This window comes from Zhengella mangrovi, from assembly GCF_002727065.1.
In the GTDB taxonomy this organism is placed as follows: Bacteria; Pseudomonadota; Alphaproteobacteria; order Rhizobiales; family Rhizobiaceae; genus Zhengella; species Zhengella mangrovi.
Map to the genome: position 1 here is coordinate 1 of NZ_PDVP01000009.1, position 24,615 is coordinate 24,615.

Sequence of the window (24,615 nt, forward strand, 5' to 3'; positions counted from 1 at the left end):
GCGAGCGGGGTGGGGGCACAAGAGCCTGGTTCACCCCCTCCCGCCAGCCTTCGGCTGTCGACCTCCCCCATCGAGGGGGAGGTGGGCGGCGGCGCAGAACTCCGCCTCGTCATCCCCGGTCTTGTCGCGGAACCCGGGCCGGAAACGGGATGCCAGGCAACAACCGTAGAGAACAACTGCTGCCGTAGGCGCAACTCACCCTCCCCCGGCGTGGGGAGGGTCGTGAGCGCAGCGAGCGGGGTGGGGGCATGAAAGCCTGATTCACCCCCTCCCGCCAGCCTTCGGCTGTCGACCTCCCCCATCGAGGGGGAGGTGGGCGGCGGCGCAGAACTCCGCCTCGTCATCCCCGGGCTTGTCCCGGGTCCCATGCAAAAAATCCGTCCGCTTTCTGTCCACACCCGTTCGTGCCGTCCCTATGCTCGGCCCACTGTCGCGCAGACGACGGGCCGCGGGTTCGCCACGCGGGTCGGCGCGGCGGAAGCGGAGCGGCGGGGTCCGGGCATAGCGTCCCGAACGGGCCCGGCTTGCGGCGAGGGCGGAGGTGATCTGCCCGAAGCCCGGATCATGCCACAGGCCCCTCGGCAGGACTTCGTCCGGAGGCGGCAGCACGATCCGAAGAGGCGCAGGCGGGCGGGTGTGCCGGTGATGCCCGGCCTGCGACATCAAATCTCCGCGCGGGGCCCCGGTGGCCTTGCACACGATAAGGCATGCGCTCCGGCGACGCCGGGGCCCCGCCCTCGTGCATTTTTGTCTGCTGCCGATCTTGCGCGTGAACACGTGCGATCGGCAGGCCTGCTGCCGGTCTTGCGCGTCGACACGCGCGACCGGCAGGCCAGAAGCCTTCAAAGAGCCAGACGGGATGAAAAACCGGGCGTGGCGGCGAGGACGCATGCCACCCGGATATGCGAGCGCCGGACACGGAAAGGCCGGGCCCCCGGGACAAGCCCGGGATGACGGGACAGCCGCTCAGTGCAGGATCTGGCTGAGGAACAGCTTGGTGCGCTCGTGCTGCGGGTTGTCGAAGAACTCATCGGGGGCGTTCTGCTCCACGATCTGGCCCTGGTCCATGAAGATGACGCGGTTGGCCACCTGGCGGGCAAAGCCCATCTCGTGGGTGACGCAGAGCATGGTCATGCCCTCTTCAGCGAGGCCGACCATGGTGTCGAGCACCTCCTTGATCATCTCCGGGTCGAGCGCCGAGGTGGGCTCGTCGAAGAGCATGATGCGGGGGCTCATGCACAGCGATCGGGCGATGGCGACGCGCTGCTGCTGGCCGCCGGAGAGCTGGCCGGGATACTTGTTGGCCTGCTCGGGGATCTTGACGCGCTGCAGGTAGTGCATCGCGATCTCCTCGGCCTCCTTCTTCGGCATCTTGCGCACGTGGATGGGCGCCAGCGTACAGTTCTCCAGGATGGTCAGGTGCGGGAAGAGATTGAAGTGCTGGAACACCATGCCGACTTCGCGGCGGATCTCGTCGATCTTCTTCAGGTCGTTGGTCAGCTCGATGCCGTCAACGATGATCTTGCCCTTCTGGTGCTCTTCCAGCCGGTTGATGCAGCGGATCATGGTGGACTTGCCCGAGCCGGACGGGCCGGCGATGACGATGCGCTCGCCGCGCATGACCTTCAGGTTGATGTCGCGCAGCACGTGGAACTCGCCGTACCACTTGTGCATGCCGATGATTTCCACGGCGACTTCGGTTTCCGAGACCTGCATGCCGGCAGGCTTCGCGGTGGCTTCAGCGGTGTGAACGTCGGCCATTGGCTGGCTCCTATCGCTTGTGGCCGGTGTCGAGCCGGCGTTCCATGAAGATCGAGTAACGGGACATGCCGAAGCAGAAGATCCAGAATATGAAGCCCGCGAAGACGAGGCCGGTCGCCGGGGTCTGCGCCGATGCCCAGGTGGAATCGGAGAAGTTCAGGCGGACGATGCCGAGCAGGTCGAACATGCCGATGATGTAGACCAGACTGGTGTCCTTGAACATGCCGATGAAGGTGTTGACGATGCCCGGGATCACCAGTTTCAGCGCCTGCGGCAGGATGATCAGGTTCATCTTCTGCCAGTAGCCGAGACCAAGCGAATCGGCGCCCTCGTACTGGCCCTTCGGAATGGCCTGCAGGCCGCCGCGCACCACTTCCGCCATGTATGCGGAGGCAAACAGGGCCACGCCGATGAGCGCGCGCAGCAGCTTGTCGAAGGTGACGCCCTGCGGCAGGAACAGCGGCAGCATGACCGAGGCCATGAACAGGACGGTGACCAGCGGCACGCCGCGCACGACCTCGATGAAGGTTATGCACAGGCTCTTGATCACCGGCATGTTGGAGCGCCGGCCGAGCGCCAGGACGATGCCGAAGGGCAGCGACACGGCAATGCCGACGAAGGACAGCACCAGGGTGACCATGAGGCCGCCCCAGAGCGGCGTTTCGACGACTTCCAGGCCGAAGATGCCACCGTAGAGCATGATGAAGGCAAAGACCGGGAAAACGCCGAAGAACAGGATGGCGTTCAGACCCTTGCGCGGCACCGAGGGCGTGAGCATCGGAATCATCAGGCCGAAAAAGGCCAGGCCGGTGACCCAGACGCGCCAGCGCTCGGCGATCGGGTAGCGGCCGACGAGGAACTGCTCGAACTTCGAGCCGACGAAGGCCCAGCAGGCGCCGGCCCAGTCGTTCGGTTGAATGCCGCCCTGGGCCTCGGTGGCGCAGAACGTGCGGTCGGTCCCGGTGTACTGCGCGGAAACGAAGAGCCAGTTCAGCATGGGAGGCAGGAAATAGAGGATCGCGGCCAGGGCGATCAGCGTCATGGTGCTGTCGGTGACACTGGCGAACAGGTTTTTCCGGATCCAGGCGCCCCAGCTCTTTTCGCTGACCGGGGCGGCCTGCGCGTTGATCATTTCCATGCGGACGTAGGAGAGGTCGTGTTCCTGCATCGGTGCTTACCTCTCCACCAGCGCCATCTTGGCGTTGAACCAGTTCATGAACAGCGAGGTGCCAAGGCTCAGACCCAGGTAGACCACCATCCAGATGACGACGACCTCGATGGCCTGGCCGGTCTGGTTGAGGACCGTGCCGCCGACGGCGACGAGGTCCGGGTAGCCGATGGCAATGGCCAGCGAGGAGTTCTTGGTCAGGTTCAGGTACTGGCTGGTCAGCGGCGGAATGACGATGCGCATCGCCTGCGGCACGATGACCAGACGCGACGTCTGACCGGGACGCAGGCCGAGCGCGTAGGACGCCTCCGTCTGGCCCTTGGCGACGCCCAGGATGCCGGCGCGGACGATCTCGGCGATGAAGGCCGCGGTGTAGAAGGACAGCGCCAGGTAGAGCGAAAGGAATTCCGGCTTCACCTGGAGGCCGCCGCGCAGGTTGAAGCGACCGAGTTCGGGGATGTCCCAGGTCAGCGGGAAGCCGGTGACGATGAAGGCCAGCAGCGGCAGGCCGATGAGCAGGCCGACGGACGTCCACAGCACGGGGAACGGCTGGCCGGTGGCCATCTGGCGCTGCCAGGCCCAGCGGCGCACCAGGAAAATGGCGACGATGGCGACGAGGATGGCAATCGCGATCAGGCCGGCGCCCTCGCCCCAGACCGCGCGCGGCAGGAAAATGCCGCGGTTGTTGAGGAAGGCGCCGAGCGGCAGGTCGACGCTGTCGCGCGGTTGCGGCAGCACGGACAGGACGCCGAAGTACCAGAAGAAGATGACCAGCAGCGGCGGGATGTTGCGGAAGATCTCGACGTAGACCATGCAGATCTTGCGGATCAGCCAGTTGTGCGAGAGGCGCCCGAGGCCGACCAGGAAACCGACGATGGTGGCCGTCAGCACACCGGCGAAGGCCACGATGACCGTGTTGATCATGCCGATGATGAAGGCACGCCCGTAGGTCGAATCGCTCGTATAATCGACCGGTGTCTGGCCGATGTCGAAACCGGCCCGGCTGTTCAGGAAATCATAGCCGGAGGCGATGTTCGCCCGGTGCAGGTTCTCGATGGTGTTGCTGGTGATCCACCAGACGAGGGCGACAAGCCCGGCGAAAACGAGCACCTGGTAGACGATGCCGCGCACCTTCGGGTCATAGAACCACGATGCGGACGCACTGCCCCGGTCCCCGGAGATATCTGTGGAAGCCATGATCCCCTCATGAGCTTGTCTGTTTTTTTGAGCGGCCCGGTGGTGTTTTCAGGTGGGCCTTGCCCGGCGAACCGGGAGAAGTGGCGGGCGGCCGGAGCCGCCTGCCGTGCTTGTTTCAGGCGAGCCTCGCGGCCGCGATCAGCGGATCGGCGGGGCGTACTGCAGGCCGCCCTTGGTCCACAGCGCGTTCAGACCGCGGGAGATCTTCAGGTTGGAGCCGGAGCCGACGTTGCGCTCGAAAGCTTCGCCGTAGTTGCCGACATGCTTGATGATGCGCACGACCCAATCGTTGGTCAGGCCGAGGTTCTCACCCAGCTTGCCACCTTCCTCGGTACCCAGCAGGCGCTTGATGTCCGGGTTGGCGGAGCTCTTCATCTCCTCGACATTGGCGGAGGTCACGCCGAGTTCCTCGGCGGCCACCATGGCGAAATGCGTCCAGGAGACGATGTCGAACCACTGGTCATCGCCCTGGCGCACGGCCGGGCCGAGCGGCTCCTTGGAAATGATTTCCGGCAGAACCATGTGGTCGTCCGGGTTCTTCAGCGTCAGGCGGATGCCGTAAAGGCCGGACTGGTCGGTCGTGTAGACGTCGCAACGGCCGGAATCGTAGGCCGCGTTGACCTCTTCGAGCTTTTCGAAGACGACCGGGTTGTACTGCATGTTGTTCGCCTTGAAGTAGTCGGCGAGGTTCAGCTCGGTCGTCGTGCCGGCCTGCACGCAGACGGCGGCGCCGGACAGCTGCAGGGCGGAGGTGATGTCGGGCAGGTTCTTCTTGTTGATCATGAAGCCCTGGCCGTCATAGTAGTTCACGGCGCGGAAGTTCAGGCCGAGCGCGGTGTCGCGGCTGATCGTCCAGGTCGTGTTGCGCGGCAGCATGTCGACCTCGCCCGACTGCAGCGCGGTGAAGCGCTCCTTGGCGGACAGCGGCGAGAACTTCGCAGCGTTCGGATCGTCGAAGATGGCGGAAGCGACGGCGCGGCAGAGATCGACGTCGAGACCCGACCATTCACCCTTGTCGTTCGGCGCGGAGAAACCGGCAAGACCGGTGGACACGCCGCACTGCACAAAGCCCTTGGCCTTGACGTCGTCCAGCGTCGCGGCGGAGGCCGCGGAGGCGGCAACCGTCAGCATGGCTGCGCCGAATACGCCTGTGAGAATCTGTTTCTTCATGTGGCAAAAACCCCTTGTTTACCGGCCGGTACATCCGGCCTCATTATTCAATCCGGCCACGGCCTGCCGTTTCGGCATTCCATCCGGCCAAACAACCGATGGTCCCCTGTGCCCGGTTCCCATTGCAGCGACTATCAAATTCGCTCTTGGTCGCATCGTCAAGCACAGTCTGCGGGCAATGATGCATTTCCGTGCATGGCCAGACCACCTGCCGCAAGGTCAGCGCGCCGCCGACGGTCCGGCATATCCGATACTTGCGACGGAGACTGGCGCGTCCTATGCCTTGCGCAATGGCATTCAAGCGGGAAGGAATCGGGGCATGGCGCCGGAGGATGAGAAAACCATGGGGATCAACACGCGGCTGGCACATGCAGGGCATGATCCGCGGTCGTTCCACGGCTTTGTCCAGCCGCCCGTGGTGCATGCCTCGACCGTGCTGTTTCCGGACGCGGCGACGCTGGAATCGCGCAAGCAGCGCTACACCTACGGGACACGCGGCACGCCGACAACCGATGCGCTGGCCGATGCCATGAACGCCCTGGAAGGCTCGGCAGGAACAATCTGCGTTCCCTCCGGGCTGGCCGCCGTCACGGTGCCGCTGCTCTCCTTCCTGTCGGCCGGCGATCACCTGCTGATCGTCGATTCGGTCTACAATCCGACCCGGCGTTTCGCCGATACCATGCTCGAGCGCCTCGGCATCGAGGTCGAATACTATCCGCCCGAGATCGGCGCCGGCATCGCCACGCTGATGAAGCCGAACACCAGGGTCGTGTGGACCGAATCGCCCGGCTCCAACACGTTCGAAATCCAGGATATCCCGGCCATCTGCGCGGTGGCGCACGCGCAGGATGCCGTCGTGATGATGGACAACACCTGGGCGACGCCGCTCTTTTTCCGGCCGCTCGATTTCGGGGTCGACATCTCGGTGCACGCCGCGACCAAGTATCCCGGCGGTCATTCCGACGTGCTGCTCGGCACCGTTTCGGCGAACGCTGCCTGCTGGGAGCAGCTCAACGAGGGTTTCATGACGCTCGGCACCTGCGCCGGGCCGGACGATGTCTACCTCGTGCAGCGCGGCCTGAAGACAATGGGCGTCCGCCTTCAACGCCATGGCGAAAGCGCGCTGGCGCTGGCGCAATGGCTGGAGGGCCAGGCCGGCGTCAGCCGTGTGCTGCATCCCGCCCTGCCGTCGTTCCCGGGCCACGACCTGTGGAAGCGTGACTTTTGCGGCTCCTCCGGCCTGTTCTCCATCGTGCTCGACGGCGGCGGCAAGGAAAAGGCGCATGCCTTCCTCGATGCCCTGCGGATCTTCGGGATCGGCTATTCCTGGGGCGGCCACGAAAGCCTGGCCATCCACGTTTATCTCGGCGACCGCACCGTCAGCCGGTCCGACTACGGCGGCCCCCTGATCCGCCTTCAGATCGGACTTGAAGATGTCGCCGACCTGAAAGCCGACCTGTCCGCAGCGCTCGCCGCGGCCAACGCGGTGACCTGATCAGGGCACCAGCCAGCGGTCGGCCCTGCCCCGTCCCGGCGCCTGCCAGACCGCGCGGCGATGGCCGGCGGGTTCCAGTGACACGCCCTCGATCTCGTCCACGGCAACATTGACGACGGTAAAGTGCGCCAGTCCCGGATCGGCGATGCCGGCCGCCGGCGGCTCGTGGCGGGCATAAGCCCCCCCTGCCGCGATGGTGCCGCCCTGGGGTGCGGCCAGGCGATAGACGTGACGGGTGCGATCGGGGAGCCCGGTCCAGGCGGCCAGCGCGTCGGGTTCCGGGGGGCGGGCCAGGAGCGCCGTACCGCGAAGGCGGATCATCAGTTGCAGGTCCTGGCGCCAGACATGGATCTCGAGGCGCGGATCGGCGGCAAGCTCGGCCGCCTTGGAACTGGTCGCGTCGGTGTGAAAGGTCACGCGCCAGCCGCCGCGCTCTACCGAGCGGAGCATGACGGTGCGCAGGCGCGGACTGCCATCGGGGGCAATGGTGGCGACCTGCATCAGGCGCGGCTGCAAATCGCTTCCGGCAGCAGCCTCGGCCAGGACCTGCCGGCACCAGGCGGAAAATGCCTGGAGATCGTCATGCCAGGCGGGCTTGGTCACGCGCTCGTCACGCCCCCGTCGGCGACGATGGTCTCGCCGGTGATGAAGCTGGCGGCATCTGAGGCCAGGAAGGCGGCAACGGGGCCGATCTCGTCCGGCCGGCCGATGCGACGCAGCGGCGTCATGGCGTTGCGGAATTTCATCGCCTTCTCGTCCTCCCAGAGGGCACGGGCGAAATCGGTCTTGACGAGGCCGGGCGCAACGCAATTGACGCGGATGCCGCTCGGCCCGTGCTCGACGGCGAGGTTCTTGGCGAGGATCACGTCCGCCGCTTTCGACATGCCATAGGCGCCGATGACGCCGTTGCCACGCAGGCCACCAATGGAGGAAATGATGACAATGGAGCCGTTGCCCTTTTCGGCCATGCCGGGAATCACCCGGCCGCAAAGCCAGAGATTGGATTTCACGTTGTTGGCGAAAATCTTGTCGAACGCCTCGTCCGGCAGGCCGGTCAGCGGGCCGTAATAGGGGTTCACGGCGGCGTTGCAGACGAGAATGTCCGGCTTGCCCCAGTGCGCCTCGGTTTCGGCGACCAGGTTTTCCACCTGCGCCTTGTCGGAGATGTTGCACGGCACGACCAGCGCTTCGCCGCCGGCCTCGCGGATGCCCGACGCGGCTTCCTCGCAGGCGTCGGCCTTGCGGCTGGAGACCACCACCTTCGCCCCGAGGCCGGCCATGCATTCGGCAATGGCCTTGCCGATGCCGCGCGACGAACCGGTGATGACGGCGATCTTGCCTTCCAGCGAAAACGGGTTGCGAAACATGATTTCTTCCTCCGGTCGATCCTGTTGTGCGCCGTTCAGAACAGCGAGAAATATTCACGATGCTCCCATTCGGAAATCTCCGACAGGTAGCGATCCCATTCGGCCCGCTTGATGCGGACGAACCAGTCGGCGACGCCCTCGCCCAGTGCATCGCGCCAGAATTCGCTTGCCGCGAAGGCCTCGATGGCTGCGCCAAGATGGCGCGGCAGGCGCTCGGCATCGCCGGCATAGGGGCTTTCGACTGGCGCGGGGGCGGTCAGTCCGCGCGTGACGCCGTCGAGGCCGGCGAGGATCTGCGATGCAAGCACGAGATGCGGATTGGCCGCCGGCTCGGGCGTGCGGTTCTCGATGCGGCTGGCACCGTCGCCCTCGCGGAAGAGAGCACGCAGCATGGCGCCCTTGTTGTCATGGGCCCACTGGACGCGGTCCGGCGCCAGCAGGGCGGAGAGATAGCGCTTGTAGCCGTTGACCGTGGGCGTGGTGAGCAGGCAGCCGGACGCGGCATGGTCAAGCAGTCCGGCGATCCAGCCGGAGGCGGTGACGGTCGGCTCGCGGCCGGCCTGCGGCGTGAAGCGATTGTCATCGGTCCCCAGGCCGGTCACCGACTGGTGGACGTGCCAGCCGCTGGCCATGCCATGGTCGACGCGGGGTCGCGACATGAAAGTGGCATGCAGGCCGTTGCGGGCGCAAACGGACTTGACGCAATGGCGGAACAGTACGGCGCCATCGGCGGCCTCGAGGGCGCGTTGCGGTTCGAAGGTGAACTCGAACTGGCTTGGCCCGAACTCGACCTCCATGGACCGGACGGGCAGGTCCATGGCCTGGGCCGCGCGGCGGATCTCGTCCATCACCGGTTCCAGCGCGTCGTAGCGCGCCTCGGTCAGGTACTGGTAGCCATGGGTCAGCAATTGGGTCTCGGGCGGAGACGGCGGCATGCCGCCATCGCCATGGGCGAGTTTCTCGTCGGTGACGGCGAAGACGAAGAACTCCTGTTCCAGGCCGAACAGGGCGTCGAGGCCGGCGGCGTTCAGCCGGTCGACGGCATTGCCCAGGATGGCGCGGGCCGACAAGCCCAGCGGCTCGCCGTCCGCCTGCCAGATGTCGCTGAGAATGAGCGCGGAGTGCGGCGACCAGGGCAGCGGGCGGAAGCTGCGCGGGTCCGGCACCATGAGGAAGTCGCCGGCGCCGGTCAGCCTGCCGCGCCCGAAGCCGGCATCGGGTCCCCATACGTCGAAGACGGTGCGATGCGACGTGTCCTTGAGGAGCAGCGTCGAGGTCATGGCGACGCCGGAGCGGAAGGCGGAGGCCAGCGCATCGGCCACCAGCGTCTTGCCGCGCAAGATGCCATGCTGGTCGATGAAACAGATCCGCACCGTTTCGAATTCGCCGGCTTCCATCCCGGCGCAGATCTCGGCGGCGCGGCGGAAGCCCTCGTCATCCAGCAGGCGCTTCTGCCCGACGAGACCGGATTTCAGGCTGTCGACGGAATGTCCCCCCATGGGTTGTGCCCTCAAGACCAGGAACAGCCCGCGCGGCGTTCCGCGTCGGCGCGTTCATACACGCTGCGCCAGTCCTCACCGGCCGCACCGATGGCATCCACGGCGGCGGGACCGGTGATCGCCGCCGCCGATCCGTTGGCCATGGGCAGGGCATGGTCCTCGCCCTTGCCTACGGCCTCGATGGCGCCACGCAACATGCGGCGGTAGCGGGAGATGCCGACATCGGAGCGCCCGAGATGTTCTTCCGTGCGATCCTGGATGCGGCCCATGCTCTCGACCGCCCACTGGTCGTGGACATTGATGTCCATGCCCATGCCCGTATAGGTGCGGTCCTTCTGCTCCGCGGGGTCGTAGCCATAATTGTTGGCACGGTTCTTCCGCGGCGCGTAGTCCGGCAGGCGGTGTTCCTTCAGCCGCTGTTCGCGCATCAGCGTCTTGTTCACCGGTGCGCCGAAGCTGGTAAACATGGAAAACCAGTAGCAGGTCTCGTCATCGACCGGCACGTGCCATTGCGTGATCGTCATCTCCCGGGACATGGGGATGACGATGGCTTCCGGGAATAGCTGGTTGGTGACGCGAACATGGGTGCGGCCGTCTTCCATGTGGCGCAAGGCGACGAGGCGAAGGCCGTGCGGTGCGTCTTCCACGACGATTTCCGGGCGGGGGTAGTCACGCAACAGCTTCGTCATCGGGATTTCGGTGTCGGCCGCCTTGTCGCGGAACTGCTGGCCGTAGCCCTTCGACGGGTCCTCGTCCTCGAGGAAGCGATGCAGGAACGAGGCGTGGGCGGGATCGATGCCCACTTCCAGCGCCTGCAGCCAGTTGCACTCCCACAACCCCTTGAAGGCGAAGACATGGCTATCGGGCGCGGCAAAGCAATCGAGCGCGGGAAAGGGTGGCGGATCGCCCGGTCCCATGTAGGCGAAGACGATGCCGTTACGCTCGATCACGGGATAGGACACCGCGCGGATGTTCTCGTGCATCCGGCTGCCCTCCGGCTCGGCAGGCTGCTCGACACACTGGCCATCCCGGTTGAAATGCCAGCCGTGGAACGGGCAGCGCAGGCCGTTGTCTTCCAGCCGGCCGTAGCACATGTCGGCGCCCCGGTGCGGGCAGTGGCGGCCGATCAGGCCGAGTTCGCCCTCTTCGTCGCGGAACAGGACCAGCTTCTCGCCCAGCAGGGTGACAGGCACGACGGGGCGGGCCGAAACCAGTTCCTCGGCCAGCGCGGCCGGCTGCCAGTAGCGCCGCAATACCGCGCCGGCAGCCGTTCCCGGACCGATCCGCGTGATCAGATCGTTCTGCTCGCGGCTCATCATGGCGGTCATCCTCCCCTTGGTCTGCCATTTGCGCCGGCAGGTTCCCAGCTTGCCGGCCTCATTTCAATCCTTGTTTCAGGGAATCCTTATCTATTCGGCGTCCGGCTGGTTCATCGGCGCGGCCTGGCGGAAAGCGTCGATGGCCATGCAGGCCTCGTTGATGCGGCGGATGGTGGGGTAAGGGTCCATATCGACGCCAAAGCGGCCATTGTTGGCAACCTGGGCGACCAGGCAGAGATCGGCGATCGTCACCTGGTCGCCATGGCAGAAGGTGCCGGTGGCATCGCTTTCGGCCAGCATCTGCTCCATGGGGCGGAAGGTCTCGCCGACCCAGTGGCGGAACCAGTCGGCCACGGCGGCGTCATCGGCGCCGAAACGCTCGCGCAGGGCGTTCAGAATGCGCAGGTTGTTCACCGGGTGGATGTCGCAACCGACCATCTGCGCCAGCATGCGCACGCGGGCCTTGCCATGCGCGTCCGTCGGCATCAGCGGTGGCTCCGGCACCATGTCGTCGATGAACTCGAGGATGGCGAGCGACTGGCCGAGCACCGTGCCGTCGGACCAGACGAGCGCGGGCACGAGGCCCTGCGGATTGACGGCCAGATAGTCCGGCGCCCTGTTGCCGCCATGGCGCAGGTGATGGGCGACATAGTCGTAGTCCACGCCCTTCATCGCCAGGGCGATACGCACCCGATAGGAAGTGGAGGAGCGGAAATAGTTGTGCAGCTTGATGTCGGCCATCGATGGCCCTCCCGGCAATGGATTGCTGATGTTCGGTCGGGTGCCAACCTGCCCCGTGACAATTCACAAGGCAAGCATCCCGTGCGATGGAACGGATGGCCGCAGCAGCCGTTGACGGCCGCATCCCGGCGCGTGTCAACCGGACACGACGGCATGGAGAACGGGCGCGGTTTTTCCGGTTTCCCGGCCCGGCCAACGAATTGGCAGACGAGCTCCTGTCCCGTCCGCGCCGGATCGCATCAACCGCCGACCACCTCCAGGCGGGCGAATTTTTTTCATCCGGATCAACAGTTGGAACAATTTTCTCTTTCCGGAGGGAAGCCGGCAATCCGGAACGGCGATTTTTGCGCTGTCTTCCCTATCCTTTCGCCATTCACCAATCCGGAAGGACAGCGATCATGATCGATCTCGTTCCCCTCATCGATGCGCTCGGCGAGAACGGCGCAGCACTGGCCGGCGGCGCGGCCCTTGGTCTCCTGTTCGGCATCGCCGCGCAGCGCTCGGCCTTCTGCACCCGCTCAGCCGTCATCGGCCTGATGACGGGAGAGCGCCGCGCGGCCGCCATCTGGCTTGCCGGTTTTGCAACCGCGGTCCTCGGCGTCCAATGGCTGTTGTGGAACGGTACCGTCGACGTCACGGAGACCCGCTTCTTTTCCACCGCGCAAAGTCTGTCCGGCGCGCTGATCGGCGGCGGCCTGTTCGGGCTCGGCATGGTGCTGGCGCGCGGCTGCGTTTCGCGGCACATGGTGCTGGCGGCCAGCGGCAACATTCGCGCCCTGGTCACGCTGGCGTTCATCGCGGTCACCGGTCTTGCCACCTATTCCGGCCTGCTGGTGCCTGCCCGCGACAGCATCGGCGGCCTGTGGAGCACGGCGGCCATCGGCGGCAACGACCTTCTGGCCCATGGGGGCCTGACCCAGGGCGCCGGCGTCGTTATCGGCCTTGCGCTGGCGGCCGGTGCGCTGGCCCTTGCCGTTACCGCGCGAGCATCGCTCTGGCGGCTTGCCGGCGGCATTGCCGTCGGTCTGGCGATCGTGGGCGGCTGGTACTTCACCTATGACCTGTCGCTGCAGGTGTTCGAGCCGATCCAGGCGGAGAGCCTTTCCTTCATCCGCCCGCTGGCCACGACCGGCGAACTGGCGACCGGCGCGTCCGACGGCTTCGGCCTCGACCAGGGTGTCCTGATCGGCGCGCTGGCCGGCGCCTTCCTGGCCGCGCTTGCCTTCCGGGATTTCCGCTTCGCCGGTTTCGGCGATGCCGGCGCAGCGGCCGCCTGGCGCTATCCGCTCGGTGGCGTGCTGATGGGTTTCGGCGGCATCCTGGCGGTCGGATGCACCATCGGCGCGGGCTTCACCGGCGGCGCCGTGCTGGCGGTTTCCTCGCTTGCCGGTCTGGCCGCCATGGTCGGCTCGGCGGCGCTCGCCCATGCCATCATCGACGCCCCGGCTCGGGTTGCGGTCCGGCCCGCGGCCGCCCCGGCCGAATAGACGCGCTCCTCCCAGGACGGCAGAAAGCGGCGGTGTGGATGGTTCCACGCCGCCGCTTTCCGTTTGCGCCCGCGTTGCCCGCCGCGGGCGCCGGGAGGATCCTGCCGCCTTCCGGCCTATCCGAACATGTCGGCGGTGATGCCTGCATACCAGCCAAGCGACTCCTCGAAGGTCGCCTTGCGCACCGCCGGATCCTCATGCGTCTGGCTGATGAAGCTGGTGGTCGAGGTGATGCGCCCATCGGTGGGGACATATTGGGCCCCGACCTTCACGCCGTCGTCCGTCTCGATCAGGCTCCAGCAGGAATTGGAATAGCGGGCCGGAAAGACACGCGAACCGGTGAGCTCGCCGCGGATCGTCATGGCGGCAACCTTGGCCTGGCTGTTGGCGGCAAAGCCGGATTTCGGCATGTCACCGGCGATGGCCGCATCGCCGATGACGTAGATGGCGGGATCGATGGCGGACCGCATGGACGCTGCCTCGATGGGACAGAACCCGGTCCCGTCGGTCAGTCCGGCGGCAGCGGCGATCTCACCCGCCTTCTGGGCCGGGATGATGTTCAGGAGATCGCCATGGAAGGTATCCAGGTCGGTCTCGACATTGCCGGCGGCCACATCGACGCCCTTGATGCCGCCATGGACGCCCGGGCCGTACCATTCGATCATGCCGGGGAAGTATTTCTCCCAGCCCTCGAGAAAAAGGCCCTGCTTGGAGAACTTTTCCTTGGGATCGATGATGATCACCTTGGCATCGACGCCCTTCGCCTTGAAGAGATGCGCCATCATCGAGGCGCGTTCATAGGGGGCCGGCGGACAGCGATAGGGATTTGGCGGCGGCACGATGACGACCTGCTGGCCGTCGGTGATCGCGTCGAGCTTCTGTTTCAGGAGTTGCGTCTGGGGGCCGGCCTCGTAGGCATGCGGCGCGACATCCACGGCGTCCTCGGAATAGCCGGGTACGGAATCCCAGATGAAGCCGATACCAGGCGACAGGACCAGGCGATCGTAGGGAACGGTCGAACCGTCCCTCAGCACGACGTGTTTCTTCCCGCGATCCACACCGGTCGCGTATCCGGTAATCTTGGTGATCCCGTAATTGGATTCCAGCGTGTCATAGCCATGGGTGATCGACTCGAACGACCGGAAGCCCCCCAGGTAGAGATTGGAGAAGAAGCAGGTGGTAAACCGGTCAGAATCCTCGATCAGCGTGACGTCGATGGCCTCGCCGGCATCCTTTGCCAGATAGCGGGCGACGGTCGTCCCGCCGGCGCCCCCGCCGACGACGACCACCTTCGGCCGGGCCTGTGCGCGCAGGACAGCCGGCAGTGCCAGCGTGGCAGCCGATGCGCCAGCAAGCCGGCCGAATTGCCTGCGGTTGAAACTGGACATGTCCTTACCTCCCTGACCTGTACCTTCTTTCGCTTGCCGTCCGGCAGCGTCCACCGCTCCCGGGCCAACCGGCCGGCCAACGGTTCCACTCTACTCGGGTTCCAACGAACTGAAATAGGCTGCAAGCGCCGCGATATCCTCGTTGGCGAGGTTGGCGACGCGCAGTTTCATCACTTCGTTGGTGCGGATGTTGCTCTTGTACTCGAAAAGCGCCTTGACGAAATACGCCCTGGGAACGCCGACGATGGAGGGGATGCCGTCGGCATGGCCGGACGCCTGATGGCAGGTGACACATTCGCCGGCGAGATATTCGCCATAGTCGCGGTCGCCCTCCATATCCAGGACGATCTTCGCGAAGCCGGTGACGATGACCGCGTCACGGCGTTCCAGGTCGTCCGCCGGTGCCGCCCCGCCGGTTGCCGCGAGGTAGGCCACCAGGTCGGCACGCTCGGTCTCGCCGGCAAGGCCGCGGAAACTCATCCGGTTGCCGGCAATGAAATCGCGCGGCTTGTGCAGATAGGTCGACAGGTTGGCCGCATCCCAGACAAGACCGGCCTGCCCTGCTTGCCGCATCGCACGCGAATAGGTGAAGCCCTCGACACCGCCGGCCTTGCGGCCGATGATCCCGTCCAGATGTGGCCCGACCTTGTTTCGGGCGCCTTCGCCGATCTCGTGACACCCCTTGCAGAGGCCGAAAAGCCTTTCGCCGGCAACGGGGTCTCCGTCACCGGCGAAGGTCTGAGCCGCATGGAACAGCGTCGCGAACATGAGGAACACGACCACAGAACCGCGCCGGACCGCATGGCGCCGGTGATCGTGCTCTTCCGGTCCTGTCTTCAGCATCGGCCCATCCCCCAGCCAAGCTGTCCGTCCCCGGGGCGACGGTCCGGTCAATCGACCGATCCGGCACCCTGGTTTTCTTCATCGTCGGCTGCGTCCGGCGTCACGTCAAGCACGCGGGCCCGCATGGTGATCTCGGCCGGCGCGGGCTTGCAGTCCTTCATGCACGCTTCCTTCTTTTCCGCGTAGTGCGGCTCGGAGAAGCGGTCATCCTCGACGAAGTTTTCCTCGTTGGGAAGGTGGATCGAGGTGAAGTTTTCCTTGGAAAGTTCGAAGTTCTCGTCGGTGACGACGTCATTGAGGTAAAGAATATAGGCAACAATGGCGTATACATCGTCATCCGACAGCGAGCGGGCGTTGCCGAACGGCATGGCGCGGCGCACGTAGTCGAAAACAGTCGAGGCATAGGGCCAGTAGGAGCCGACCGTCTTTTCCGGGCGTTCGTGCTTCAGCGTGCCCTGTCCGCCGGCGAGAACCGGCCAGCGGCCCACGGCCTCGCCGAAATCGCCATGGCACATCGCGCAATTCTCGGTGAAGAGCACTTCGCCGTCGGACACCGTGCCCTTGCCTTCCGGCAGGCCCTGGCCGTCCGGACGCACATCGATGTTCCAGGCGGCGATCTCTTCCTCGGTGGCCTGGCGGCCCAGACCGAAATGGCCCTTCGACGCGATCACGTCGGCGGACTCCGGTGCAGCGGCCGGTTCGGCAGCCTTGGCCGGCTCGGCAGCGGCCGCCTTTTCCTCGGTCTTTTGCGGCTCTTCGGCCGGGGCGGCCTCGCTCTTCTGGTCGCCACCCGAGGTGGAGAACGTCTTGAGATAGGCGAGAACGTTGGCAATGTCCTCGTCGGCCTTCAGACCGGCGAAGGCCATCTTGTTCTTCGGCACGAAGCCCTTGGGATCGTGCAGGTAGGCACCAATGGTTCCCTCGTTCCAGACGAGACCGCCCTGTCCTGCCTCGGTCATGGCGGAGGAATACTTGAACCCTTCGGCCGTGCCGGCCGTCCGACCGAACAGTTCGTTCAGTTCCGGGCCGACCCGGTTCTTGGCACCTTCGCCAACCGCGTGACAGGCCTTGCACTTGTTGAACACCTTCTTGCCCGCGTCGGCATCGCCCTCGGCGTGGGCAAGACCGGAAAAGGCAGCCAGAGCGGCAGCGGCGAGGGTGAGCTTAAGAAACTTCGACATTTTCAACGACTCCCTCGGAATTCACGTACCAGGTCTGGATGCCGCAATTATGGTAGATGGAATTGACGCCGCGCGCGGCCCGCAGCTCGTTCTTGGTCGGCTGGATGTAGCCTTCCGAATCGATGGCGCGGGACTGCAGGTACAGCGGCGATCCATCCCAATCGAACTCGTAGTAGAAGCGGTGAAGCGCCTTGGGCAGGCTGGGTCCGTCAATGCGGGCGGTCTGCCAGTTGCGGCCGCCATCCAGCGACACGTCGACCCGCGACACGGTGCCTGCGCCGGACCAGGCGAGACCGGTGATGATCGTGCGGCCCTTGCCATGGGTGATGGGGGCCTGCGGGCTGGGGCTGGTGATGACCGACTTGGCCTCCATCTGCCAGGTGTGGCGGCGGGCCTTGCCGTTGGGGAGCAGGTCGGTGTACTTCGAAGTCTCCTCGCGCTGGGCCCAGGGCTGATCGCCCACTTCGAGGCGGCGGAGCCACTTGACCCACATGTTGCCTTCCCAGCCGGGAACGCACAGGCGCACGGGGTAGCCCTGCTCGGGACGCAGGGCCTCGCCGTTCATCTTGAACGCGACAAGGCAATCTTCCATCGCCTTTTCCATCGGGATGGAACGCGTCATGCCGGAGGCATCGGCGCCTTCGGCCAGGACCCACTTGCCTGTCGGCTTCACGCCGGCCTCTTCCAGCAGGTATTTCAGCGGAACACCGGTGTACATGACGCAGTGGATCATGCCGTGGGTAAACTGGCAGCCGTTCAGCTGCGCGCCGCGCCATTCCATGCCGCCGTTGGCGGCGCATTCCAGAAAGTAGAGGCGGTTTTCCCGCGGGAAGCGTTTGAGGTCGGCCATGGTGAAGACCAGCGGCTGGTCAACCAGGCCGTTGATCATGATGCGGTGCTCGGCCGGATCGATGATCGCCGTGCCGGCATGGTGGCGCTCGAAGCAGAGCCCGTTCGGCGTGATGATGCCATCGAGTTCATGCAGCGGCGTGAAGTTGATCGAGGAAACCGCGTCGGCCGTCAGCCAGGGAACGTTGCGGCGAACGACTTCCGCCTCGAATTCCGACGGCTTGCCGTAGGGCGCCGCATCGACGCCGTCGCCGAGGTAGCGGTTCCAGTCCTGGATCTCCGTAATGGCAGGATCGCCACCGGCGCGCGCCGCCACCGTTCCGGCCGCAAAAGCCGCTCCGCCGGCAAGGCCGGCCTTCAGAAAGCTGCGCCTGGAAGCGCCTTTCCCGTTCGTTTCCGTCATCGCTATCCTCCCGGATCGCCCGTATTTAAATATTCAGTTTTTTCTATGTATCATGGCAAAGGCTGACTGTCGACAGCCCATGCCTTGTTCTTTCCGGCAATCAGGCCTTGACCACGACCGAGCGGTTTTCCTCGATCGCGACCTCGGGATGCTTGGCGAGGTAGCCCTCGACAACATCCCAGATGGCCGGACCTTCGGTGGCTTCGTTGACCGACGCCCAGCCGGCAACGGCATATTCCCTGGCCGGATCGATGGCCTCGCCGGTCTTCAGGAGCGTCATGCCGGAAATCCTGGAACCCATGGCAGCGTTGACATCGATCGTGTAGCCCATGCCGCCGATGCGGACCATGTCGCCGCCCTGCTGATAGTAGGGATCGGTGTTGAAGAGATTGTCGGCGACATCCTCGATGATGTCCTTGAGCATCTTGCCCGACATCATCGACCGATAGGCCGACGGATAGGTCATGGCGCAGGCATTGTGGAGATCTTCCACGGTGATGTCCTGGCCGGGGACCAGGCTCGTTCCCCAGCGGAAGCCCGGCGACAACGAAATGTCGGCTTCGCGCTCCTCCAGCAGGGCCTGGCAGAAGAGGTCGTCGAAGGTGCCGTTGAAATTGCCGCGGCGATAAAGCAGCGAACTGGTGTGACCGATGACGCGGCCCAGTTCCTTCTCGTAAGGCGCACGGACCTTGTCGATCAGCGCGGTCATCTCGGCATCCGGCGTGATGACATCGGAGAAGATCGGGATCAGGCGGTACTGGTAGCCCTGGACCTTGCCGTCCCGGACGTCGAGGTCGACCTGCGACACGAACTTGGCGTTCGATCCGGAGGCGATGACCAGCGTCCCATCGACGATGACCGGTTCGGGAAGTGCATCATGCGTGTGGCCGGTGAGAATGACGTCGATGCCCTGAACACGGCTGGCGAGCTTGCGGTCGACGTCGAAGCCGTTGTGCGACAGCAGCACGACCACGTCGGCGCCCTCCGAGCGAGCTTCCTCGACGTTCTTGACCACGTCCTCCTCGCGAATGCCGAACGACCAGTTGGGGAACATCCAGCGCGGGTTGGCAATCGGGGTATAGGGGAAGGCCTGGCCGATAACGGCCACCTTGACGCCGCCCTTGTCGTACATCTTCCAGGCCTCGAAGGCCGGTTCGTTCCACTCGGCATCGTAGATGTTGCCCCCCAGGAAGGAGAAGGGCAGGCTTTCGACGAGTTCCTTCACGCGGTCCGCGCCGTAGGTGAACTCCCAGTGGCCGGTCATGGCATCAGGCTGCAGTGCATTCATGACCTCGACCATGTCCTGGCCGGCGGTCTGCTGCGCAGTGTAGGAGCCCTGCCAGGTGTCGCCGCCATCAAGCAGAAGAACATTGTCGTCGCCCCGGTCGGCGCGGATGCGCTTGATGACCGTGGAAACCCGGTCAAGTCCGCCCATCTTGCCGTAGGTGTTCGCCAGGGCGACGAAATCCTCCGAGGTCAGCGCATAGGCATGCGGGCTGCCGGGCTCGATGTTGTAGAGCTTGAGGAAGTCGGCGCCGGTGACATGCGGCGGCTTGCCCTTGACCTCGCCGACGCCCAGGTTGATCGACGGCTCGCGGAAGTAGAGCGGCTTCATCTGGGCGTGAATGTCGGTGATGTGAACCAGGGTGACGTTACCGAAGTCCTTCGTCGCCAGCAGATCCTCTTCGGTCAGCGCCTGCTGCGCGGCGGCGCGCGACCAGTTGCCGACAAGGGCCGGACCGGTGATCGCCGACAGGGCGGCAGTAGCCATCAGGAAATCGCGTCTGGTCAGCATCGTTCAGTCTCTCCGGTCCTCGTGGACGGTTGTCCGTTGGTAACAGGAAGGAGCATCCCGGACCCATCGGCCCGGAACACATCCTCCCCGCATGTCGCTTGTGTCTGTTCAGTATCAGGGCATTTCGGCGATCGGTTGAACCGCGTCAGTGCCCTTTCCTTGCTTTCACGCGAATGAGGGAGTGATACCGGTTCCCACGTTCGCTGGAATTCCCTGCGCCGGCGGCAGTGGCCGCCCCCGGCGCAAGCAGTGACTTACTGGCGAACTGCCGGCGTTTCCACCGACAGGCCGGTGCCGCGCCAGGTCACGTAGACCTCGAGCGCCATCAACTCGTCGGAAAAGGCCTTCGGCATCTCAGCGCGCGTATCGCGGATACAGCCGCGGAAGCGGTTGTGAACCGAGGTCAGGCCGGACTTGAGGCGGTAGGTCGGGAAGCCGTTGACCTGGCCCTGGCTGAGATGGTCCGCACGGATCATCTTGCCCATGTTGACCTCGTGGCAGGACGCGCAGGACAGGTCGAGCTGCCCGGTGCGGGTGTAGTACTCTTCCTTGCCCTTGTCCCACCAGGCCTGCATGTCGCCCTGGCTCAGGTCGATCGAGACCGGCTCGCCGAGCGACTGGTTCTTGATGTAGGCCGTCAGCGGCTTCTGGCCGCCCTTGTCGAAGGCGTAAGGCTCAGCCCCCATCTTGTCCTTGCGGCACTTGTTGATCTGCAACTCGATGTTGATCGGGCGCTTTGCTTCGGCATCCCACTTGGGATAGTGCGCCGAAATCCCCTTCATGCTCTCCGAGGCATCCCCGTGGCAGGTCGCACAGGACTTGCCGGCCGTGCCTTCCACCGTGTTCCAGATCTGCTCCCCCTCTTCCACCGAAAGCATGCCGGGATTCTCGAACGGATCCTCTTCGAGCGACCGGGTCTCGGGCTCGCGGAAGAGCCAGCCGGACATCACCTCGTCAAAGGGATGGCCTTCCGGTGCCTTGGTGCGCGTCACCATCGGCTTGCCGTCGATCTCGAGCTTGGCGTCGATCGGGTCCGCCTTGAGCACCGTCACGCCGGCGGCCATTGCCAGACCCAGCGCCGCGCCCATCATGAGAATTGTCTTTTTCACGTGATTTCCCTCCCAGGAACGGTCCGCCGGAAACGGATCCAGAGGTCCCTTTCCGGCGTTTATTTTCATTTCACCGTGATTTCGTTCTCGGTCTCGTAGACCGAGCCATCGTCATCAACCCAGGTGAACTTGAAGGTGCCGCTCTCGTTGACCTTGGCATTGAACTCGAAATACGGGTTCGCCGAGACAGCCGGATCGAGGTCACAGGAGAACACGGGCTGGCCGTTGAACTCGCAGGTGAACTTGTTGATGATCTGGCGCGGGATCGGCTTGCCTTCCTTGTCCTTGCGCTGCCCCGATTCCATCTCGTGGCTGATCAGGGTCTTGATGGTGATGACTTCCCCGGCCGACGCGGACTTGGGAACCTTCACGCGGGGTTTGGACTTTGCCATGTTCTTCTATCCTCGTTTGCCTGATCAGCCGCCGCAGCCGCCGATGGTGACCTTGACCTGCTTCTTGTCCATGTAGACCGAGCCGTCCTTCATCTTGGCGACGGCGATCACGTTCTGCGTCTTTGCCAGACGGATGCGCGTGGTGGCCGCGGCGGATCCGCTCATCGCGGTGAAATGGAACGTGGCCACGGCCGGGTTCGGGTTGCCGTCGGCGAGGATCAGCACGGAATCGACGAGGTCATCGCCTTCCATGGCGCTCTCGACCTCGACGGAGACCGGAACCGTGTTGCCGTTCTCGGCGATTTCCGGCGTGTTGAGCATGATCTTGCCGCTCTCCGGCGCCTTGCCGCCGGTGAAATCCATCACCATCTTGTCGGCGTCCTCGGCCGATGCCATGGCGGGCAGGGCCCGGAAGCCCGTCACCGCAAAGGCAGCCGCGGCAGCGCCAAACCCGAGGGCCTGTCTTCTTGTCATCGTCATGGGATGAGGCTCCTTTCTGCCAATCATTCCTTCAGCGTGGCGAGATAGGCCACGACATCCTCAACTTCCTGCGCCGACAGGATCGTCTTGCCGACGAGGTCCTCGCGCGGATTCAGTCCAACCTTGAGCGAGTAGAAGCCGGGCATGACGGTTTCCTCGCCGAAGACCTGCTTGGAATTCACGACAATGGCCCGCAGTTCCGCGGTGCTCCAGCGGTCGGCGACGCCATCGAGCGCCGGACCGACATTGCCGTGGAAAAGCTCGCCTTCCATTTTCTTGTTTGCATGGCAGGCCAGGCAGTTGCCCAGCTTGCGATCCTTGAAGGTCTTGGCACCGGCGGCGGGATCGCCCGCCTGGCCCGTCAGCGATGCACTGACCCCGTCATCGGTAAATGCAACGGCGTCGGGCGCAACCTCGGCCGCGCCGGCAGATGCGGCGACCATGAAGGCCGCGGCAAGTGTCACCAGTCCTGTGCCCATTTTCATCGGGTTCATATCTCCTCCGCTATTCCGGCAGGCGGTTGATCCGCCTCCCCCTTCTCCTTCAGCCCGGCACCTTAGCGCCTGAAGCCGCCGCTTTCAATGCATAAATATGAATTTCTATATATATCGTTCGTCGCACGGACGTCCCGCATTGAAGGCACATTCCCATGCTGGCGCATCCCTTACTCCGCATCAAGGCGTCCTGCGGCGCGAAGTTCGTTGATGATGCGGGCATGGTATTTCTGGAAGTGCTCGTCGCCCTCGTAGCCCTTCTCGCGGACCCAGCGGAACATGTTCAGGAAGGTCCATTTTCCAAACGCGCCAGGCATGGTGGCGACGGCGGCCTTGGCGACGGTCGTCTCGCCTTCCGGCACGTCTTCGGGCAGGAAAACGATCGTCGGCGTAAAGACATAGCCCCATTTGCGGGCGGCGGTCTTCTCGGTCAGATCCTCGCCGTCCAGGTCGGTGACCTCGGTGTCGCCGAACATGTTGTACTGGACGACCATGTAGTTGGCCTTGATGTAGTCGGCGACCTCGGGATCGGACAGCAGCTTCTCGTGCATGGCGCGGCAATAAATGCAGCCCCGCTGCTCGAAGACGATGGCAAGACGCTTGCCTTCCGCCTTGGCGGTCTGGATGTCCTCGGCGACGTCCCGGAACGTGTTTGCGAACCAGGGCTCCTTGTGCAGGCCGTCATCGCCGATCTCGGCGGACAAGGCCACGGCAGGCAGCAGGAGCATTGCAAAAAGGGCAATCAGGCGAATCATGCGATTTCTCCTCAACCGATGGTCTGGAACACGGGGAAGGTGTCGATGAGCCATTGCGCGATGCGCGACATCTGGCCCGTCATGAACAGCAACCCGGTTATCACGAGCAGGCCACCCATGGCCATTTCCACCTTGTGCATGTGGCGCTTGAAGCGCTGCGCGGCGGCGATGAAGCGGCTTGCGAACAGCGCCGCGATGATGAAGGGAACCCCGATGCCGAGCGAATAGGCGCCAAGAAGCATGGCGCCACGCATCGCGGTATCCTCGGTTCCCGCAACGAAGAGGATGGCAGCGAGAACCGGGCCGACGCAAGGGGTCCAGCCAAAGGCGAAGGCCAAGCCGATGACGTAGGCGCCGAGCAGGCCCGCCGGTTTCTTCTCCACCTGGACCCGGGCCTCGCGGTACAACAGGCCGATGCGGAAGACACCGAGGAAGTGCAGGCCCATGACCAGGATGACCAGGCCCGCGACGGCGGCCAGCACGTTGATGTCCAGCGGGCCGATCCGGATCGACCAGGCGAGTGCCTGGCGCATGGCCTGGCCGAAGACGGACGCCGTGGCGCCGAGCATGATGAAGACGGTGGAGAATCCGAGAACGAAGGCCACGGCGGCCATGACGATCTTGCGCGACCGCCCGCGGACCGTCTCGCTTTCCCTGAGCTCCTCGAAGCTCAGGCCGGCCAGCCAGGCGAGGTACGGCGGAACGATCGGCAGAACGCAGGGCGAAACGAACGACAGGACGCCTGCAACCAGCGCGCCCCACAGACTGACATCGAGCATCATTCCTCCCGTCACCGCCGGCTGCACCGTGCAGGCATCGTCTTCGGCATGTGAGGGCTGGAATGTATGCGGAATACGCTATATGTTGCAAATCGAAAATGAGGTGATCCCGTGAAATTCATTCGCACCCTTTCGGCGATCGGTCTCCTGATGACCGCGGCGGCTCCGGCCGGTGCGGCGGAAATGCTCATGCTCGAGCAGCCCGGCTGTGCCTGGTGCGCCCGCTTCAACGCCGAGATCGCACCGGCCTGGCCGAAGACCAGGGAAGGCCAGGTCGCACCGCTGCGCCGTGTCGACATCACCAGGCCCTGGCCCGAGGACCTGGACTACGTGGCGCGCGAGCGATTCACTCCGACCTTCGTGCTGATTGACAACGGACAGGAAATCGGGCGTATCCGTGGCTATCCCGGTGACCAGTTCTTCTGGTACCTCGCGGACGAACTCATCGGCAAATTGCAGCCGTCGAATTGATTTTTTGCGTCGCACCATGCTATGCATGTAGAAGTTTGAATAAATAGGTTCCGACTGTCCATGGCCGGAACGCGGGATATTGACCATGGCCCTTCCTCAACTCGATCCATCCGCCCCGGAGCAGATGAGCGAACTGATCGCGCAGGCGCGCAAGGCCAGCGACCTGCTGAAGGCGCTCAGCCATGAAAGCCGGCTGCTGATCCTCTGCCTGCTGGCGGAGGGGGAGAAGTCGGTCTCCGAACTCGAGCAGATCATGGACATGCCGCAGGCGGCGGTCTCGCAGCAACTGGCGCGTCTGCGCTTCGACCAGCTCGTCGAGACCCGGCGTGACGGGCGGATGATCTATTACTCGCTCGCCAGCAAGGAAGTGGCGCCGGTGATCGAAACCCTCTACGGCCTGTTCTGCGCGCCGGTGCGCAGCGGCGACGGCAAGGCCGAGGGATAGCCAGCCGCCATCCGGCCAGCCTCACCG

General features: G+C 64.7%; 24 protein-coding genes. 4 read left to right on the forward strand and 20 right to left on the reverse strand.

Features of this window, described 5'->3' with window-relative positions; all coding sequences use genetic code 11:
• Positions 1–966: 966 nt before the first annotated feature.
• The 4 genes from CSC94_RS14580 to CSC94_RS14595 form a co-directional block, all read right to left on the reverse strand.
• Positions 967–1,761, reverse strand: a complete 795-nt coding sequence (locus CSC94_RS14580) for an amino acid ABC transporter ATP-binding protein (RefSeq protein ID WP_280949995.1) — start codon at positions 1,759–1,761, stop codon at positions 967–969.
• Positions 1,762–1,771: 10 nt separating this feature from the next.
• Positions 1,772–2,929 carry an amino acid ABC transporter permease gene (locus tag CSC94_RS14585; RefSeq protein WP_099307099.1) on the reverse strand — a complete coding sequence of 386 codons (1,158 nt, stop codon included), beginning with the start codon at positions 2,927–2,929 and terminating at the stop codon, positions 1,772–1,774.
• A gap of 6 nt (positions 2,930–2,935) precedes the next feature.
• Positions 2,936–4,126, reverse strand: a complete 1,191-nt coding sequence (locus CSC94_RS14590) for an amino acid ABC transporter permease (protein WP_099307100.1) — start codon at positions 4,124–4,126, stop codon at positions 2,936–2,938.
• Between the two features lie 138 nt (positions 4,127–4,264).
• Complete coding sequence (locus CSC94_RS14595; RefSeq protein WP_099307101.1) at positions 4,265–5,296, reverse strand: amino acid ABC transporter substrate-binding protein; 1,032 nt, start codon at positions 5,294–5,296, stop codon at positions 4,265–4,267.
• Positions 5,297–5,615: 319 nt separating this feature from the next.
• Between CSC94_RS14595 and CSC94_RS14600 the strand changes: the two genes are divergently transcribed.
• Positions 5,616–6,791 carry a cystathionine beta-lyase gene (locus CSC94_RS14600; RefSeq protein ID WP_245408364.1) on the forward strand — a complete coding sequence of 392 codons (1,176 nt, stop codon included), beginning with the start codon at positions 5,616–5,618 and terminating at the stop codon, positions 6,789–6,791.
• On the opposite strand, the gene CSC94_RS14605 is transcribed toward CSC94_RS14600, so the two are convergent.
• The 5 genes from CSC94_RS14605 to maiA all read right to left on the reverse strand — a co-directional run bounded on the left by CSC94_RS14605 (position 6,792) and on the right by maiA (position 11,717).
• Positions 6,792–7,394, reverse strand: coding sequence for a pyridoxamine 5'-phosphate oxidase family protein (locus tag CSC94_RS14605; RefSeq protein ID WP_099307102.1), 603 nt, complete (start codon positions 7,392–7,394; stop codon positions 6,792–6,794). It abuts the gene before it with no gap.
• Complete coding sequence (locus CSC94_RS14610; RefSeq protein ID WP_099307103.1) at positions 7,391–8,158, reverse strand: SDR family NAD(P)-dependent oxidoreductase; 768 nt, start codon at positions 8,156–8,158, stop codon at positions 7,391–7,393. The genes CSC94_RS14605 and CSC94_RS14610 overlap by 4 nt, the downstream gene beginning before the upstream one ends.
• 35 nt (positions 8,159–8,193) lie before the next feature.
• Positions 8,194–9,657: a glutamine synthetase family protein gene (locus CSC94_RS14615; RefSeq protein WP_099307104.1), complete on the reverse strand. Its 1,464-nt coding sequence runs from the start codon at positions 9,655–9,657 to the stop codon at positions 8,194–8,196.
• An 11-nt stretch (positions 9,658–9,668) separates the two neighbouring features.
• Positions 9,669–10,976: an aromatic ring-hydroxylating dioxygenase subunit alpha gene (locus CSC94_RS14620; RefSeq protein WP_099307240.1), complete on the reverse strand. Its 1,308-nt coding sequence runs from the start codon at positions 10,974–10,976 to the stop codon at positions 9,669–9,671.
• 90 nt (positions 10,977–11,066) lie between these two features.
• Positions 11,067–11,717 carry a maleylacetoacetate isomerase gene (gene maiA, locus CSC94_RS14625; protein ID WP_099307105.1) on the reverse strand — a complete coding sequence of 217 codons (651 nt, stop codon included), beginning with the start codon at positions 11,715–11,717 and terminating at the stop codon, positions 11,067–11,069.
• A 398-nt stretch (positions 11,718–12,115) separates the two neighbouring features.
• On the opposite strand from maiA, the gene CSC94_RS14630 reads away from it, so the two are divergent.
• The gene (locus CSC94_RS14630; protein ID WP_245408365.1) at positions 12,116–13,204 is read left to right on the forward strand and encodes a YeeE/YedE thiosulfate transporter family protein; all 1,089 of its coding nucleotides are present in this window, start codon (positions 12,116–12,118) and stop codon (positions 13,202–13,204) included.
• A 116-nt stretch (positions 13,205–13,320) separates the two neighbouring features.
• On the opposite strand, the gene CSC94_RS14635 is transcribed toward CSC94_RS14630, so the two are convergent.
• From CSC94_RS14635 to CSC94_RS14685, 11 genes are all read right to left on the reverse strand, one after another.
• Positions 13,321–14,592 (reverse strand): NAD(P)/FAD-dependent oxidoreductase, encoded by a 1,272-nt coding sequence (locus CSC94_RS14635; protein ID WP_099307106.1) that lies wholly within the window; start codon positions 14,590–14,592, stop codon positions 13,321–13,323.
• Positions 14,593–14,682: 90 nt separating this feature from the next.
• Positions 14,683–15,435, reverse strand: coding sequence for a c-type cytochrome (locus CSC94_RS14640; protein ID WP_245408366.1), 753 nt, complete (start codon positions 15,433–15,435; stop codon positions 14,683–14,685).
• Between the two features lie 47 nt (positions 15,436–15,482).
• Positions 15,483–16,616, reverse strand: coding sequence for a c-type cytochrome (locus tag CSC94_RS14645; RefSeq protein ID WP_099307107.1), 1,134 nt, complete (start codon positions 16,614–16,616; stop codon positions 15,483–15,485).
• Complete coding sequence (gene soxC, locus CSC94_RS14650) at positions 16,600–17,868, reverse strand: sulfite dehydrogenase (RefSeq protein ID WP_099307108.1); 1,269 nt, start codon at positions 17,866–17,868, stop codon at positions 16,600–16,602. The genes CSC94_RS14645 and soxC overlap by 17 nt, the downstream gene beginning before the upstream one ends.
• 100 nt (positions 17,869–17,968) lie before the next feature.
• Complete coding sequence (gene soxB, locus CSC94_RS14655) at positions 17,969–19,663, reverse strand: thiosulfohydrolase SoxB (protein WP_099307109.1); 1,695 nt, start codon at positions 19,661–19,663, stop codon at positions 17,969–17,971.
• 254 nt (positions 19,664–19,917) lie between these two features.
• Complete coding sequence (gene soxA / locus CSC94_RS14660) at positions 19,918–20,751, reverse strand: sulfur oxidation c-type cytochrome SoxA (RefSeq protein WP_099307243.1); 834 nt, start codon at positions 20,749–20,751, stop codon at positions 19,918–19,920.
• Between the two features lie 86 nt (positions 20,752–20,837).
• Positions 20,838–21,164: a thiosulfate oxidation carrier complex protein SoxZ gene (gene soxZ / locus CSC94_RS14665; protein WP_099307110.1), complete on the reverse strand. Its 327-nt coding sequence runs from the start codon at positions 21,162–21,164 to the stop codon at positions 20,838–20,840.
• A 24-nt stretch (positions 21,165–21,188) separates the two neighbouring features.
• Positions 21,189–21,644 (reverse strand): thiosulfate oxidation carrier protein SoxY, encoded by a 456-nt coding sequence (gene soxY, locus CSC94_RS14670; RefSeq protein WP_099307111.1) that lies wholly within the window; start codon positions 21,642–21,644, stop codon positions 21,189–21,191.
• Positions 21,645–21,667: 23 nt separating this feature from the next.
• Entirely contained in the window at positions 21,668–22,129 is a 462-nt protein-coding gene (soxX, locus tag CSC94_RS14675) for a sulfur oxidation c-type cytochrome SoxX (protein WP_425356523.1), read from the reverse strand.
• 179 nt (positions 22,130–22,308) lie between these two features.
• Complete coding sequence (locus CSC94_RS14680; RefSeq protein WP_099307112.1) at positions 22,309–22,893, reverse strand: thioredoxin family protein; 585 nt, start codon at positions 22,891–22,893, stop codon at positions 22,309–22,311.
• Between the two features lie 11 nt (positions 22,894–22,904).
• On the reverse strand, positions 22,905–23,672 hold the full coding sequence (locus CSC94_RS14685; protein ID WP_099307113.1) for a cytochrome c biogenesis CcdA family protein: 768 nt from the start codon (positions 23,670–23,672) through the stop codon (positions 22,905–22,907).
• A gap of 150 nt (positions 23,673–23,822) precedes the next feature.
• Here CSC94_RS14685 and CSC94_RS14690 point away from each other — a divergent pair, with 150 nt between their 5' ends.
• Together CSC94_RS14690 and CSC94_RS14695 are read left to right on the forward strand one after the other, a co-directional pair.
• The gene (locus CSC94_RS14690; protein WP_099307245.1) at positions 23,823–24,143 is read left to right on the forward strand and encodes a thioredoxin family protein; all 321 of its coding nucleotides are present in this window, start codon (positions 23,823–23,825) and stop codon (positions 24,141–24,143) included.
• A gap of 85 nt (positions 24,144–24,228) precedes the next feature.
• A complete protein-coding gene (locus tag CSC94_RS14695; protein WP_099307114.1) occupies positions 24,229–24,588 on the forward strand; it encodes an ArsR/SmtB family transcription factor in 360 nt (119 codons plus the stop codon).
• Positions 24,589–24,615 lie beyond the last annotated feature (27 nt).

Excerpts from the sequence above, each read along its gene's own strand:
- CSC94_RS14580 (WP_280949995.1), bottom strand. The coding sequence starts at position 1,761 with ATGGCCGACGTTCACACCGCTGAAGCCACCGCGAAGCCTGCCGGCATG.
- CSC94_RS14585 (WP_099307099.1), bottom strand. The coding sequence starts at position 2,929 with ATGCAGGAACACGACCTCTCCTACGTCCGCATGGAAATGATCAACGCG.
- CSC94_RS14590 (WP_099307100.1), bottom strand. The coding sequence starts at position 4,126 with ATGGCTTCCACAGATATCTCCGGGGACCGGGGCAGTGCGTCCGCATCG.
- CSC94_RS14595 (WP_099307101.1), bottom strand. The coding sequence starts at position 5,296 with ATGAAGAAACAGATTCTCACAGGCGTATTCGGCGCAGCCATGCTGACG.
- CSC94_RS14600 (WP_245408364.1), top strand. The coding sequence starts at position 5,616 with ATGGCGCCGGAGGATGAGAAAACCATGGGGATCAACACGCGGCTGGCA.
- CSC94_RS14610 (WP_099307103.1), bottom strand. The coding sequence starts at position 8,158 with ATGTTTCGCAACCCGTTTTCGCTGGAAGGCAAGATCGCCGTCATCACC.
- CSC94_RS14615 (WP_099307104.1), bottom strand. The coding sequence starts at position 9,657 with ATGGGGGGACATTCCGTCGACAGCCTGAAATCCGGTCTCGTCGGGCAG.
- CSC94_RS14620 (WP_099307240.1), bottom strand. The coding sequence starts at position 10,976 with ATGATGAGCCGCGAGCAGAACGATCTGATCACGCGGATCGGTCCGGGA.
- maiA (WP_099307105.1), bottom strand. The coding sequence starts at position 11,717 with ATGGCCGACATCAAGCTGCACAACTATTTCCGCTCCTCCACTTCCTAT.
- CSC94_RS14630 (WP_245408365.1), top strand. The coding sequence starts at position 12,116 with ATGATCGATCTCGTTCCCCTCATCGATGCGCTCGGCGAGAACGGCGCA.
- CSC94_RS14635 (WP_099307106.1), bottom strand. The coding sequence starts at position 14,592 with ATGTCCAGTTTCAACCGCAGGCAATTCGGCCGGCTTGCTGGCGCATCG.
- CSC94_RS14640 (WP_245408366.1), bottom strand. The coding sequence starts at position 15,435 with ATGCTGAAGACAGGACCGGAAGAGCACGATCACCGGCGCCATGCGGTC.
- CSC94_RS14645 (WP_099307107.1), bottom strand. The coding sequence starts at position 16,616 with ATGTCGAAGTTTCTTAAGCTCACCCTCGCCGCTGCCGCTCTGGCTGCC.
- soxC (WP_099307108.1), bottom strand. The coding sequence starts at position 17,868 with ATGACGGAAACGAACGGGAAAGGCGCTTCCAGGCGCAGCTTTCTGAAG.
- soxB (WP_099307109.1), bottom strand. The coding sequence starts at position 19,663 with ATGCTGACCAGACGCGATTTCCTGATGGCTACTGCCGCCCTGTCGGCG.
- soxA (WP_099307243.1), bottom strand. The coding sequence starts at position 20,751 with ATGGGCGCGGCGCTGGGTCTGGCAATGGCCGCCGGCGTGACGGTGCTC.
- soxZ (WP_099307110.1), bottom strand. The coding sequence starts at position 21,164 with ATGGCAAAGTCCAAACCCCGCGTGAAGGTTCCCAAGTCCGCGTCGGCC.
- soxY (WP_099307111.1), bottom strand. The coding sequence starts at position 21,644 with ATGACGATGACAAGAAGACAGGCCCTCGGGTTTGGCGCTGCCGCGGCT.
- soxX (WP_425356523.1), bottom strand. The coding sequence starts at position 22,129 with ATGAAAATGGGCACAGGACTGGTGACACTTGCCGCGGCCTTCATGGTC.
- CSC94_RS14680 (WP_099307112.1), bottom strand. The coding sequence starts at position 22,893 with ATGATTCGCCTGATTGCCCTTTTTGCAATGCTCCTGCTGCCTGCCGTG.
- CSC94_RS14685 (WP_099307113.1), bottom strand. The coding sequence starts at position 23,672 with ATGCTCGATGTCAGTCTGTGGGGCGCGCTGGTTGCAGGCGTCCTGTCG.
- CSC94_RS14690 (WP_099307245.1), top strand. The coding sequence starts at position 23,823 with ATGACCGCGGCGGCTCCGGCCGGTGCGGCGGAAATGCTCATGCTCGAG.
- CSC94_RS14695 (WP_099307114.1), top strand. The coding sequence starts at position 24,229 with ATGGCCCTTCCTCAACTCGATCCATCCGCCCCGGAGCAGATGAGCGAA.